The sequence below is a fragment of the Gallaecimonas zhanjiangensis genome (assembly GCF_057624825.1).
The window spans coordinates 217327-231487 of the sequence record NZ_CM172603.1 but is presented as its reverse complement, the minus strand read 5'-3'; the positions used below and the strand labels follow the sequence as shown (position 1 = coordinate 231487).

The window sequence follows — 14161 nt, the reverse complement described above, 5'->3', positions numbered from 1 at the left end:
GATTTATCAGGCCTTACGGCGACGCATCCACATCAGAGGCGCCATCAGCAGGGCCAGGATGCCGAAGGCACCGCCACCACCGCCACCGGTGTTGGTAGCAGGCTCGGCCGCTACGTTGACGGTGACAGTACCGGTAGTGGTTGTCAGATCGGCACTATCGGTAAGGGTATAGCTATAGCTATCCGTACCAGTGAAGCCTTCGTTGGGCGTGTAGGTGGCAAGACCCGTTTTGTTAACCACCAGCTTGCCATTGGCAGGCTGAGTGGTGATGGTAATGCCATCTTCGGCAGCGACACCATTCGGGTCGGCTATCAGCAAGGAGAGAGCTTGAGCCTCTGCATCATCAGAAGACACTGTCGAGGTAATGATGTGATGAGCGGCTTTGAGATGTGCACTCAGATCAACTGTTGCAGGCTCTTTACCTACCACTGAGAGAGTGGCGTCCTCAGCTGCAGCTTTCCCTGACAGATCGTAATCCAGAGTGACACTGCCACCGTCCTGATATTCGACCGCATAGCTGCTGCCGGCAACAGGGGCAGTGCCATCACCATTGAGGTACAGAGCCTTGCCTCGGGTAGTAGTGGCGTCTTGCACACCAGCGGTCATAGACTCAGGCAAGCTGTCGAGACTGACATAGTGTACATAAGCAGCATCGCCATCCAGTTGCAGTGCAACTTGGAAAGTGAACTTACGACCACTGGTATCACCATACTCGACAATATCCTTCCACTCGAAGATCAAGTAGTCGTTAGTACCATCGTTGAGCAGTTGGTAATACCACTTACCGGTGTTGGTCAGGTCAAGATCTGTCCACATCGGAGCCAACATGGCACCACTTACTCTGGCTGAAGGTAAATCGTCGTTAGCGTAAGAGCTGGATACCGCCGCACCGTTGAACGTCACGTACCCGTTGGGACTGAGTGCAAGCGTGGAAACATTAGCCCCCATAAACTTCAAACCCCAAGACGCAGGAATCGTCAGGGTCAAAGTACCTTCGTCACATACAGAGTCACAATCAAAAGAGTCGAAATCAACGCCATCATCAGTAATAGAAGGCAGACTGTTCAACCAGCTTGGAACGCCTGATGCGGTAAGTTGGCCGTATGCCTTGTTAACTGAACCAACCCAGGTCGCAACTTGGCTGTCAGCATCATAGGAGTAGGACTGCTGTGTCGCATTAACCAGAGTGACCTCAGGTTGTGCGGCCATCGTTACTCCTTCAGGAGCAGCCACTTTCAGGGTTGCTGTACCGTCAATCAAGCTATTGGTCAGTACAGTCTGGCCGTGGACTTCATCACCAGCCGCAGCCTCACCTGCAGTCGAAGTCAACAGGTTATCATTGGTGCTGTTACCGGCATAAATAGCTACCGGCATATGGGCCTGAGGCGCGTTCCCACTGTTGGGAGTAAACGTGATAGTGCCAAAGTACCACTTGTTCTTCACCGCTGACGAGGCATCAGCCGTCAGAGTAAAGGGACTGGAGGCGCCCGCACCAAGGCTCATGGTACTGGTAGAAACAGTTCCACTAATAGTCGGATCGGTAAAGCTGACACTGACCCGCCAATCCACTGCGTCTTGTGCCAAGTTGGTAGCATTAACCGTAGAACTACAGCTAGTTACGCAGTTCTGCATGGAAATAGACACAGGTGCAACCGCAAGCCCTGCGTTGATTGCCTTGGAGACATCAATACGGCCAGCGCCCATGGCAAAAGGTGTTGCCGCTTTCTCACCGTCATCATCTTTAACGGCAGTGGTACTGGTGGTGGTCAAAGCGGCTTTTACTTCTGCGGGCGTCCAGTCACTGTGCGCCGCCAGAACGAGTGCCGCCGCGCCAGCTACATGAGGGCTGGCCATGGAGGTACCGGTCAGAGAATCAAAGACAGGATCAGTACCGCCAATACCCAACTCATCTGGAGAGAATGCCGACAGAATGTTGGTACCGGGGGCAGCCAGGTCAGGTTTGATAAAGCTGCTGTCGCCATTGGGGCCACGTGAAGAGGAGCTGTTCATCACGTCAACCAAAGAGCTATCCACATAAGAGTGAACTGCAGGATCCAGGGTGACATTGATAGAACCGGTGCCCATAGCAGCCAGCACTTTCTCGGCGTCGGCTTGGCTGATCATCACACCAAAGATGGTGGATTCATCCATGGACATCTGAACAACACCACCGCCATTGTCATAGACAACCAGGCCTTTGGCACCGGCAGCCTGAGCATTGGCAGCCTTAAGGGTAAAGTTACAGCTGCCGCGGGAGATAAAGGCAAAACTGTCGGCAAAAGTGCCGGCAGGGAAGGCATCGCAGCCGTCTGCATTCTCGGCATCAACATTGGCAGCAGCAACCAGAGGCGCAGTGAGGTCAGCCGCAGCCAAGCTGGACAGCTGTACCGAAGAGCTGCCTTCAACCATCTGCAAATCACCGAGACCGTCGACATTCATTTCCTGAACAAAGCTGCGGCCGGTTTGAGTGTTAGCTACAGTAATGCCGGACTCGACACAGCCTGGGCAACCGATGGTCTGGGCGCCGTTACCGTCGTTACCAGCAGCACTGACTACCACTACACCAGCAGCTTCGGCATTTTCAAATACCGACTTGTAGGGGCTGTTATTCGGGTTCCCACCAGGACCGCCGCCCCAGGAGTTGTTGATAACGTCAGCGCCATCCTTGACCGCATCCTCAACCGCTGAGGCCAAGCTGAGGCTGGACCCTGAAGCAGTGGTGTCATTTTGGTAAAGCGCTTTGTACACCATCAAATAGGCGCCAGGCGCGACACCGGAAAGGGAGTAATCGGTGCCTTCGTAATCGGCAGTTACCGGCATACCAGTTGCAGTACCAGCAACGTGGGTACCATGACCGTTCCAACCCAGTGGCTTATCAGTATATTCCTCGGCAATGGTGCCAGAAGGGGCAGGATAATAACGGGCGACTATCAGCTTGTTGTTACAGAAACTGGCATCGACGGTATGGCAGTAGTCATCGGTAGGCAGGGTGCTGGCGTCGGGAGCGGTCATGCCAGCATCATCAAACATGGGGTTTTCTGGACGAATACCGGAGTCCACTACGGCAACGCGAATACCCTGCCCTGCTGTAGCCTGGCCACCAAGAGCCTCCCACGCTGCGGGAGCTTTGATAATGGGCAAGGACTGATCCATTTGGACATGGATAATTTGGTCACGATACACGTGCTTAACATTCGGCAGCGCTTTCAGCTTGTCGATGTCAAGGTTAGTGCCCTCGATTGCCAGCCCGTTGAGTACGGTGTTGAAGTTACGCAGCACTTTGACTGAAGGGTACAGGGTGCTCAGTGCCTTCGCCGTCTGTGCTTGTTGGGAAGCCAGTTGGCTTTTTACCGAAACTGTTGCTGAAGCAGCAAAGTCCACTTTACCGTTGGCAGTTCGAGCAACAGATCCAACGCCTTTGGCACTGCGTGTCGCGACAGGTTCACCAGTCAACTCAATGATGTAACGGTTGGGGATCACCTCACGCAATGGGCCTTTAGCTGACTTGTCAGCAAGGCTTTGTTTAGTGACCGGATTATCAAAAACAACGTGGCGTGTACCATTCGACAACGCAGCAACAGACGAAGCAGAAGCCAGCGCCAGGACCAGCGGGCTCAGCTTGAAGGCGGTTTGGAGTTTCAAGGTTTCATTCCTTCTAAGTGTGAAACATCTCTGCGGCGGCTCTACTGGCCGCTCGCAACATCCTTGCAAAGGAGCCCTTGTATTAACATCAGAAAAATCAACAATCAACAACTAGAAAACAAATGAAACCTTTGCTCACACTTTTGTCTTAAAAGCGTATCACCCATCCATTATGTAACCCGACCTGAAAGTCTTTCATTTTCGTGACTGCTCGGCGTTCTCTCACCCTCACCTTTGGGCTACAATGCCGCCAGAAAACAGACAGACAAATCCCTACAGCTAGACACTACGTACCCTAGGAGCCATCCCCCATGAGTCAGATCGATCTGGGCCAGTACGGCATCAATGCCGTCCAGGAAATCGTTTACAACCCCTCCTACGAGCAACTTTTCATCGAAGAAACCCGTGAAGGCCTCGAAGGCTATGAAAAGGGAGTGGTTACCAGCCTGGGGGCTGTAGCCGTGGATACCGGTATCTTTACCGGCCGTTCTCCGAAGGACAAATACATCGTTCGCGACGACACCACCAGGGATACCGTCTGGTGGTCAGATCAGGGCAAAAATGACAACAAGCCCATCAGCACCGAGGTGTGGAACGATCTTAAAGGCCTGGTTACCGAGCAGCTGTCTGGCAAGCGCCTGTTTGTGGTGGACACCTACTGCGGCGCCAACAGCGACACCCGCCTTAGCGTGCGCTTCATCACCGAAGTGGCCTGGCAGGCACACTTCGTGAAAAACATGTTCATCCGCCCCACGGAAGCAGAACTGAAAGACTTTCAGCCTGACTTTATCGTCATGAACGGCGCCAAGACTTCCAACCCCAACTGGGAAAAGCAGGGTCTGAACAGCGAAAACTTCGTGGCCTTCAACCTCACCGAACGCATGCAGCTTATCGGCGGCACCTGGTACGGTGGCGAGATGAAAAAAGGCATGTTCTCGATGATGAACTACCTGCTGCCATTGAAGGGCATTGCCTCCATGCACTGCTCTGCCAACGTCGGCAAAGACGGCGACGTGGCCATTTTCTTCGGCCTGTCCGGCACCGGCAAAACCACCCTCTCCACCGACCCTAAGCGTGAGCTGATTGGCGACGACGAGCACGGCTGGGACGACGACGGCGTGTTCAACTTCGAAGGTGGCTGCTACGCCAAGACCATCAACCTCAGCCAGGAAGCCGAGCCGGATATCTATAACGCCATCCGCCGCGACGCCCTCTTGGAAAACGTTACCGTGCTGAGCGATAACAGCGTTGACTTCGACGACGGCTCCAAGACCGAGAACACCCGGGTTTCCTACCCCATCTACCACATCGACAACATCGTCAAACCGGTGTCCAAGGCTGGCCACGCCAAGAAGGTGATCTTCCTGACCGCCGACGCCTTCGGGGTACTGCCGCCGGTAAGCAAGCTCACCAAAGCCCAGGCCGAGTACTACTTCCTGTCCGGCTTCACCGCCAAGCTGGCCGGTACCGAGCGTGGCGTTACCGAACCCACACCCACCTTCTCCAGCTGCTTTGGTGCCGCCTTCCTGAGCTTGCACCCCACCAAATACGCCGAAGTGTTGGTCAAGCGCATGGAAGCGGTGGGCGCCGAGGCCTACCTGGTCAACACCGGCTGGAACGGTACCGGTAAGCGCATTTCCATCAAGGCCACCCGCGCCATTATCGATGCCATCCTCGACGGCAGCATCGAGAACGCCGAGTTCGTGCAGCTGCCTTACTTCAACCTGGCGGTGCCCCAGGCCCTGGCCGGTGTTGAAGATGCCTCCATCCTCGACCCCCGCGCCACCTATGGTGACGCCGCCCAGTGGGATGTCAAGGCTCAGGATCTGGCCCAGCGTTTTGTCAGCAACTTCGAGAAGTTCACCGACAACGCCGAAGGCAAGGCGCTGGTAGCAGCCGGCCCACAACTGTAAGCTTAAAATTGAAAAAGGCCGCGTAAGCGGCCTTTTTTATTGGCTAAAAAAAGCGCACAACCGTGCGCTGAAAAATACGGGAAAAGAGCTTTTCGTTTTACTATCTTGTTGATTTAAAAAACCTATTTAAGATCTCAGGCCTGCTTTGTTAGTTTAGAGCAATCACTCAGCCGGAGGTCACCCGTGCAACCGAAAGCCAGTAAAGCCCTTATTGTTGAAGGCGGCGCCATGCGCGGTATCTTTGCCGCAGGGGTGCTGGACAGCTTTATCCAGCAACAGCATTACGCCTTTGACCTGATCCTGGCCGTCTCCGCCGGCGCCACCAATTCGGTGGGTTATCTCAGCCGCCGCCAGGGCCGCAGCCGCAAAATCATCACCCGGCTGGCCACCACCCGCCGCTTCTTCAATCCCCGGCGTTTTGCCTTCGGTGGCCACCTCACCGATGTGCATTGGCTCTGGCACGAGTCGCGCAAACTGCTGCCACTGCACCTTGACTGCCTGACCAACGGCCCGCAACTGGTGGCGGTGGTCACCGACGTGCACAGCGGCGGCGCCCGCTACATGAGCGTCACCCCTGACAACCTCGACGACGTGATGCTGGCCACCTGCGCCCTGCCCATCGCTTTTAAAGAGATGCCAGAAATTGACCACCAACCCTTTACCGACGGCGGCATGGCCGACTCCATCCCGGTGCAGGAAGCGTACCGGCGCGGCGCCCGCGACTTGACCGTGGTGCTGTCCCACCCCCTAGGCTATCGCATGAAGCCAAGCCGCCTGCCCTGGCTGACCCAGCACCTCTTTCGCGACCACCCCGAGCTTGCCCAGACCCTGCTGGACAGGGCCCGCCATTACAACGCCGCCCTGGATTTCATCGCCCACCCTCCGGCGGACTGCCAGTTGAGGGTCATCGCCCCGCCCCAGGATTTTGCCGTAGGCCGCCTGACCATGGACAAAGCCAAGCTCGACGCCGGTTACCGCATGGGGCTGGGTGCCGGCCGTGATTACCTGGCCATGGAGCAGCGCCTGGCCAAGAGCGCCTAGCGAAACACCGAAGGCACGGCGCCGGTCCAGCGTTTGAAGGAGCGGCGAAAGTTGTGCACGTCCGAGTAACCCAGCCGCTGCGCCAGCACCTCGTTGGGCAGCTGGCCATAGCAAAGCCAGTGCAGGGCGCGAAGCTTTTTCACCTCGTCACCGCATTGGCCAAAACTGGTGCCCTGGGCCTTGAGTTGGCGCTTGAGGCTGGCAGGGCTGAGCCCGGCAAGGGTTGCTACCTGCTCCAGCCCCAGCTGCGCCGTTAAATGCCGGTGCTGTAGCCGGGCCAACCATTCCAGTAACCCCAAGGGCGCAAGCTCAGCCACCATGGCCGCTTTGGCGTCGGCAAAGGCGGAGGCATCCGCCTCGGCAAAGCCCGCTTGCCACCAGCTGCGCGGCAGGCTCAGGCAGTCTTGCTCGGCGCCGAAGGTCAGTGCCAGGCCGAGGTGGGCCTGGTAATGGTGCAGGCCTTTGGGGGCTTTTTGGCTAAGGCTGATCTCAAGGGCCTGGCGCCCGTTAAGCTGCAAACGCAACAAGGCGCTCAGCAGCCCCAGGGTCACCTGGCAGAAAAACGCCCTCGCCTCCCCCAACCCCACCACGTCTTGCAGATAGAGATAAAGCCGGTCATGGCTGGCTTCCAGGCGCAGGTATTGCAGCAACTGCCACTGGCTTCGGTAGCGGGCGAGCCCCATCAGGGCCCGGCGAAGGTCAGGCGCGGCGCGCAGCAGCTTCGCCAAGGGGTGGTCCTGGCGCAGCAGGTGATGGCCCACCAGAAAACCCAGCTCTCCCTGGGGCAGCAGCTTTTGTGCCTGGCAAGCCAGGCGCACCAGTTGTGCCGGGCTTATCAGCGGGTCGCCCTCAAAAATTCCGGTGCCCCTTAATAGCCGCTCGGGGGCCACGCCTCGGCGCTCGGCCACGGTAATAATGGCCTTGGCCTGCAAGGCCGGCAGCTGTTTGTCGTCACTGCCAAACCAGGGGCGCATCAGGCCTCCCTGGCAAAGGGGCCTGGCCCTTTGTCCTTGTCCAACTGCACCTGAAGCCGCGCCAGCAGGGTATCGACACTATCGGCCTCCCCTGCTTGCAATAGCTCGGTTTTCAGGCTGACCCTGTTGCCAAGCCAGGGCCGTTCTTGCAGCTGCCGGGACAGGGCTTCCCCCAGTGCGCGAGCTTCACCGGCGCCGGTGCCTGGCAGCAGGGCCACGAAGCGGTCTCCGCCCAGGCGGCATAGCAGGTCCTGGGGGCGCAGCCCGGCCAGCAAGAATTCAGCGAGGCCTTTCAGTGCCTTGTCACCGGCCAGCTCACCGTGGCGCAAGTTAAAGCGGCCAAAGCCGCGAATGTCCCAGGCCAGCAGCGTGAGCGGCTTGGCCCCTTGCTGGTGTAGCCCCAGCTCCCGCTCCAACACCAGTTGCAAGTAGGGCTGGGTATAAAGGCGGGTGAGCGGGTCCACCAATTGGTGTTCGCGAAAGAAATGCTCGCGGCTTTTGAGCTGCGCACTGATAGCAAGCTGCTCGCGGTGCCAGCCCCACAGGCCCCAAGTGAGCATGACCAGGCCAAAGGGCGCGGGCAGGCTCTCGGTCCAGCTCATCAGGTGGCTACCGTCGGGGTAATGGAGGAATTCGTCCAGCCAGTCGAGCCAGCTGGAGCAGCAGAACATCAGCCCGCCGCTAAAGAGCAGCAAGGTTACCCGGCCATGGGGGCGGCTTTTGAGCACCATCAGCACCCAGGCGAGGCTGACCAACAGCACGCAGCCTTCTCCCACCACGTCCAGCCAGTCGATTAGCGCCCAGGGCTTGAGCTCGCCCATATGCCGGGCAAGGGCGCCCAGGGCCAGCAGCATAAGGAAGGTCAGCAGCAGTTTGAGTTTGTGTCGGGACATAGGCACTCCTTGGCCTATTGTCTTGGCCGCTTTTTACAAAAAAGTGACAGCGCGGCGAAGCCCTGAGCCGATCGGACCCGGGTCAGCCCGGCTCAGGCTGTTACACCAGCCTAGGCCCCTAAAAACGTTAAGGCAGACTTAAGGCTAAAAAACTGCAACCACATTGTCACAAAGGGCTTTCAGAGTCGGCGCCAGACTTATTCAGCGGACCCGACATCATGAAAAAAGCACCCTTGTTTGCAGTGACGGCCCTGGCTCTGTGCGCCCAGGCCTGGGCTGACGGCCGAATTCAGGGCCAGTTGCTGGACAGCGCCGGCCAAAAACTACTTGGCGCCACCATCCACCTGGAAGACAGCCCCTATCGCACCCAAACCGGCCCCGAAGGCCGCTTTGTGCTGCCCTCGGTTCGAAAGGGCCGGTACCAGCTTTTGATCCAATATCCGGGCCTGGCCAGCGAAACCCGCACCATTGACGTGCAAGACGACCACACCCTGGAGCTGCCCCTGACCCTCGCCGCCAAGGTGGAGCGCATCACGGTGGTGGGCCAGGTGGCCAGCCTTGGTCGCGCCCTTAATATCCAGAAAAATGCCGACAACATCGTTACCGTGGCCTCCGCTGACGGCATAGGCCAGTACCCCGACGACAACGCCACCGAGGCGCTGCAGCGGCTGCCGGGCATTTCCATCGAGCGCGACCAGGGCGAAGGGCGCTTTGTGCGCATCCGTGGCCTGGCGCCAGATCTGAACACCGTGACATACAACGGCGCCAACATCCCGGCGCCGGAGTCGGGCCGCCGTGCCGTGGCGCTGGATGTCATTCCCTCCGATTTGCTGGGCACCCTGGAAGTGGCCAAGAGCCTGACCCCAGAAATGGACGCCAACACCCTGGGCGGCAACGTGGAAATGAAGAGCCTGACCGCCTTTGACCACGACGGCCGCTTTTTCAGCTTCACCGCTGAGGGCAGCTACAACAAGCTCAGGGACAAAACCAGCCCCAAGGCCTCTGCCGCCTGGTCTGACACCTTTGACCTTGGCAGCCAGGTCGACGCCCTGGGTATTGCCCTCGCCGCCAGCTATTACGACCGCAAGTTCGGCTCCGACAACGTTGAAACCGGCGGCGCCTGGGACGGCGCCTTGCTGGAAGAAACCGACATGCGCGACTACACCATCTCCCGCAAGCGCAAGGGCCTGGCCGCCAACATCGACTACCGCCCCAGCGACAACCACCAGTTTTACCTGCGCGGCCTCTACTCCCAGTTCAAGGACCACGAGACCCGCCAGTCCTACAGCGCCGAGTGGGAAGATGCCGCCGAGCCGGGGCTGGATGGCCCGGCCGACCTGACCCGCGCCCTGAAAGACCGCGTCGAAGACCAGTTCATTAAATCCCTGAGCGTCGGCGGTAAGTCCAACTGGCAGGACTGGACCCTCAAATACCAGCTTTCCACCAGCAGCGCCGAAGAAAAGCTGCCCTTTGGGGTCAAGGCCGCCAAGTTCGAATACAGCGGCAATATCCATTACGCCAGCGGCGATAAGCCGGTATTCGAGGGCGATGACAGCCTGCTGGACGCCACCAATTACCAGCTCGGCAAAATCGAGATGTACCAGCACGACGCTACCGACCATAACCGCAGTGTCAGGGCCGATTTGACCCGCCACCTGGATTTGGGCGCCAGCACCCTGGATATCCAGGGCGGCATCAAGCTCGGTGAGCGCAAGAAGGACATGGACGAAGACACCTTCACCTACAAGAAGCTGGCCATCCCAGACACCCTCGCCGATTACGCCGGCGCCAACGCCGACTACGGCCTGGCACCCTTCGGCCCCACCATCAGCACCAGCGCCATCCTGGCCGCCATCAGCAGCTACGACCGGGCCGACTACCGCGACCAAGTGGATTCTTTGATCAACGACTACCACGTCAAGGAAGACAACAAAGCGGCCTACCTGATGGCCACCAGCCGCTGGGACGACTTACTGCTAGTGGGCGGCCTTCGCTATGAGAAGACCCGCCGCGACACCCGTGGCTACAGCATCTTTGAAGACCAGGACGACGCCGCCACCGTCAGCGAGTACCACAAGGACGAAGACCGCTGGTTGCCGTCGCTGAACCTCAAGTACAACCTGGACGACGACACCCTGGTGCGGGCCGCCTACTCCAACTCCTTTGTGCGCCCCACCTATGACCAGCTGGCACCGGGCCTTTACCGCGAAGGGGACGCCGGCGATTTTGAAGCCGAATTCGGCAACCCCGAGCTTCGCTCCATGACCAGCGCCAACTACGATTTGAGCCTTGAGCACTACAGCGGCGATATTGGCGTGGCCAGCATCGGCGCCTTCTACAAGGACATCAAACACTTCATCTACCGGGCCGACTTGGCCGGTTCCGCCGGCTTTGAGGACTACGACCAGGCCCTGACCTACATCAACGGCAACAGCGCCGATCTGTACGGGGTCGAGCTTAACTTCGTGACCCGCTTTGACAGCCTGCCGGCGCCCTTTAACCACCTTATTTTCTCGGCCAACGGCACCTGGACCGACTCTAACGCCACCTTAAGCTGGGACAGCGGCAACCGCGACGTGCCCTTCCCCAGCCAGTCTGACAAGACCGCCAACCTGGCCCTGGGCTACGACGACGGCACCCTGTCGCTGCGCATCTCTGCCGCTTACCAGTCCAAATACCTGCTGGAAGTGGACGATGTCACCGACAGCCGTTACGACCTCTACGCAGACTCGCACCTGCAGTGGGACTTTATCGCCAAGTGGTCCGCCACCCCCAACCTGCAACTGTCCTTCAAGGCGCTGAACCTCAACGACGAGCCCTACTACGTCTACACCGGCCGCTCGGCCCTCAACGCCCAATACGAAACCTATGGCCGCACCTTTCAGTTGGGCCTGCAGTACCACGCGTTTTAATAAGGAATGGCCATGAAAGCATTACTAACCCTGACCCTATTGGCCCAAGGCGCCCTGGCAAGCCAGCTGCCCTACCAGGGCAGCGAGCTGGACATCAGCCAGCAAGGCCTTAGCTGGCAAGGCAAGACCCTGGTCAAAGGCGCGGTGGACCCGGTCAACCTCAGCCAAGACGGCGCCTTGTTGATGGCGGTAGATAAAGCCGACCAACAGCTGCGCCTGTGGCAGGGGGCCAAAGAAGTATTCTCGGCGCCGGTTACCGACCGGGTGGTAGAAGCGGTATGCAGCTACCAAAGCCCAAGGGACGGCAGCCTGCATCTTTTTATCCTCGACGACAGGGGCAGCGGCGAGGAGTGGCTGGTTAAAACCGGCCACTGGCTCAAGGCGCCCAAGCGACTGCGCACCCTGAACATCCCTTATAAATCCACGGCCTGCGCCACCGACAGCGCCTCGGAATCGCTCTTTATCAGCGAAGACGACCAGGCCCTGTGGCGCTACAGCGCCGAGCTCGAAGCCGAGCCCAAACGCCAGTTGCTGGACGCCGCCGCCCCCTTTGGCACCCTCGTTGGCGAAACCAAAGCCCTGGCGGTGAGGCCCGACGGCCTGCTGGTGCGCCTGGGCACCCAAAGCCTCGACCTTTACCCCAACGCCACCCGCCCCAAGGCCCCCGAGCAAGGCACCCAACGCCTGGCATTGAGGAAACCCGGCGCCGAGCTGCTGGCCGTCAACGGCAATAGCGTTAACCTCGGGGGCACGGTGCAGGCGCTGCCCAAACTGGCAGTCAGCCACTATCAGGCGCCGGTTATTGCCCAGGTGCAGGCCATCGCCCAAACCCTGCCGGCCGATCGCATCGGCGACGCCATGGACGACCCGGCCATTTGGGTTAACCACCAGCACCCCGAGCAAAGCCGGGTACTGGGCACCGACAAACGCGGCGCCCTGGAGGTGTATGACCTCAATGGCCAACGCCTGCAGCGGCTGGCCGTGGGCCGGGTTAACAACGTGGATGTGCGCCAGGGTTTTCGCCTTGGTGGCAAGACCGTGGATATTGCCACCGCCAGCCACCGCGACCATAACGCCATCAGCGTCTTTGCCATCGCACCGGACAGCGGCGACGTCAGCCTGCTGGGGGAAGTGCCCACTCCTCTTAAAGACATCTACGGCCTTTGCATGTACCAGCCCCAAGGGGAGATGCAGGTGTTTGTGAACGACAAGAACGGCCGGGTGCTGCAATACCGCCTGGACGACAACCATGGCGCCATTAAAGGCACCCTGGTAAGGGATTTTCGCGTTAACACCCAGCCCGAGGGCTGCGTGGCTGACGACAAGCGCGGCCGCTTTTTCCTGGGAGAAGAAGACGTGGGCATCTGGGCCTTTAACGCCGACGACACCCAGGCGCCCGCTGGCACCCTTATCGCCAAGGTCGGCCCCATGCTCCACGCCGACGTAGAAGGCCTCGCCCTTTGGCAAGGCGAGCGGCCCATCTTGGTGGCCTCCAGCCAGGGTAACGACAGCTACGTGGCGTACAGCGCCCTGCCCCCCTACCAGCTGCTGGGCCGCTTTCGCATCGGCCTTAACAGCGAGGCGGGCATCGACGGCACCAGCGAAACCGACGGCATCGACATCACCAGCCTCGCCCTTGGCAAGGCTTACCCCCAAGGCCTGTTGGCAGTGCAGGACGGGCGAAAACGCCTGCCAGAGCAAGGCCAGAACTTCAAACTGGTGCCCTTCGATGCGGTGCTGAAATTACTCCAACAATAAGCATCGTCTTACCCCTTTTGGCAGGCCTCGCGCCTGCCTTTTTATTTTCCAAGCCAGTCCCGGTAGAAATCCACAAAGGCGCGGACCCGGGCGGGGATAAAGGCGCCAGGGGGGAAGACGGCGTAAATGCCGCCGCTCGGTAGCCGCCAGCCGGGCAGCAGCGGCACCAGCTCTGGGTCCAGCTGCTGGCCGAAATGGCCAATCACCGAGATCCCGGCGCCGGCTTTGATAAGGCTGATAAGGGCGGCGGTGTTGTCCACCTTGAGGCGGCTGTGCAGCTGCACCTGATGGGTTTCCCCCGGGCGGGTGAAGGTCCAGGTCAGGGCGCTGGGTAACGGGGTGAATTCGAGCCAGCGGTGCTGGCCAAGCTCACTGGGGTGCTCAATGTTACCGTGCGCCGCCAAGTAACCCTTGGAGCCCACCAGCAGCTGCTCGAAGGTGCCGAGCTTCTGGGCCCGCAGGCTTGAGTCTTTGAGCCAGCCCATGCGGATGGCCACATCAATGCCTTCCCGCACCATATCTGCCACCTTGTCGCCGCTGCGAAGCTCGATGGTCAGCCCCGGGTGGCGCTCACCAAAGGCGGCGGCAACCCCAGCCAACTGATGACTCATATGGTCCACCGGCGCGGTGATCCGCAAGGTGCCGCTTAACGCCTGGGCGCTGCTGCCCACTTCCTGCACCGTTTCCCCCAGCCTTGCCAGCAGCGGCTTGCTGCCAAGATAAAGCTGCTGGCCAGCGTCGGTAAGGGTGATCTGCCGGGTGGTCCGGGTAAAAAGCGCGACCCCCAGCCGCTGCTCCAAAGCGCGGATACTCAGGCTGATCTTGGTTTTGGTGCACCCCAGGCGCTCGGCGGCAGCGGTAAAAGACCCGGCTTCCACCGTGGCGATAAAAAGCGGCAGGTTGTTGAGATCGAGTTCGCTGGCCACGGCAATACCGTTATGAATTTAATAACAATGAATTATTGATTGCGGCGTTTTTCAAATCAATAACCCGACTCACAATGGCGCCATCAACGTCAGACAACGAGG

8 protein-coding genes are annotated in these 14161 nt (G+C 59.3%); 4 read left to right on the top strand and 4 right to left on the bottom strand.

Translation table 11 applies throughout. The features are described 5' to 3' along the window. Positions 1 to 6: 6 nt before the first annotated feature. Complete coding sequence (locus tag AC22G1_RS01070; protein WP_487315163.1) at positions 7 to 3642, bottom strand: S8 family serine peptidase; 3636 nt, start codon at positions 3640 to 3642, stop codon at positions 7 to 9. 311 nt (positions 3643 to 3953) lie between these two features. On the opposite strand from AC22G1_RS01070, the gene pckA reads away from it, so the two are divergent. After that, positions 3954 to 5555 carry a phosphoenolpyruvate carboxykinase (ATP) gene (gene pckA, locus AC22G1_RS01065; RefSeq protein WP_487315162.1) on the top strand — a complete coding sequence of 534 codons (1602 nt, stop codon included), beginning with the start codon at positions 3954 to 3956 and terminating at the stop codon, positions 5553 to 5555. Positions 5556 to 5738: 183 nt separating this feature from the next. Next, on the top strand, positions 5739 to 6596 hold the full coding sequence (locus tag AC22G1_RS01060; RefSeq protein WP_487315161.1) for a patatin-like phospholipase family protein: 858 nt from the start codon (positions 5739 to 5741) through the stop codon (positions 6594 to 6596). On the opposite strand, the gene AC22G1_RS01055 is transcribed toward AC22G1_RS01060, so the two are convergent. Both AC22G1_RS01055 and AC22G1_RS01050 read right to left on the bottom strand, forming a co-directional pair. Further along, entirely contained in the window at positions 6593 to 7570 is a 978-nt protein-coding gene (locus AC22G1_RS01055; protein ID WP_487315160.1) for a helix-turn-helix domain-containing protein, read from the bottom strand. The two genes, AC22G1_RS01060 and AC22G1_RS01055, sit on opposite strands and share 4 nt — an antisense overlap. Further along, positions 7570 to 8463 carry a GGDEF domain-containing protein gene (locus AC22G1_RS01050; RefSeq protein WP_487315159.1) on the bottom strand — a complete coding sequence of 298 codons (894 nt, stop codon included), beginning with the start codon at positions 8461 to 8463 and terminating at the stop codon, positions 7570 to 7572. Before AC22G1_RS01050 ends, AC22G1_RS01055 begins: the two co-directional genes overlap by 1 nt. A gap of 218 nt (positions 8464 to 8681) precedes the next feature. Between AC22G1_RS01050 and AC22G1_RS01045 the strand changes: the two genes are divergently transcribed. Then, entirely contained in the window at positions 8682 to 11375 is a 2694-nt protein-coding gene (locus AC22G1_RS01045) for a TonB-dependent receptor (protein WP_487315158.1), read from the top strand. A 12-nt stretch (positions 11376 to 11387) separates the two neighbouring features. Next, on the top strand, positions 11388 to 13133 hold the full coding sequence (locus tag AC22G1_RS01040) for a phytase (protein WP_487315157.1): 1746 nt from the start codon (positions 11388 to 11390) through the stop codon (positions 13131 to 13133). Between the two features lie 41 nt (positions 13134 to 13174). Here the strand turns inward: AC22G1_RS01040 and AC22G1_RS01035 are convergent, their stop codons facing one another. Continuing rightward, positions 13175 to 14059 carry a LysR family transcriptional regulator gene (locus tag AC22G1_RS01035; RefSeq protein ID WP_487315156.1) on the bottom strand — a complete coding sequence of 295 codons (885 nt, stop codon included), beginning with the start codon at positions 14057 to 14059 and terminating at the stop codon, positions 13175 to 13177. Positions 14060 to 14161 lie beyond the last annotated feature (102 nt).

What these genes read in the sequence shown, in the direction of transcription:
- pckA (WP_487315162.1), top strand. Translation starts at nt 3,954, where the DNA reads ATGAGTCAGATCGATCTGGGCCAGTACGGCATCAATGCCGTCCAGGAA.
- AC22G1_RS01055 (WP_487315160.1), bottom strand. Translation starts at nt 7,570, where the DNA reads ATGCGCCCCTGGTTTGGCAGTGACGACAAACAGCTGCCGGCCTTGCAG.
- AC22G1_RS01050 (WP_487315159.1), bottom strand. Translation starts at nt 8,463, where the DNA reads ATGTCCCGACACAAACTCAAACTGCTGCTGACCTTCCTTATGCTGCTG.
- AC22G1_RS01045 (WP_487315158.1), top strand. Translation starts at nt 8,682, where the DNA reads ATGAAAAAAGCACCCTTGTTTGCAGTGACGGCCCTGGCTCTGTGCGCC.
- AC22G1_RS01040 (WP_487315157.1), top strand. Translation starts at nt 11,388, where the DNA reads ATGAAAGCATTACTAACCCTGACCCTATTGGCCCAAGGCGCCCTGGCA.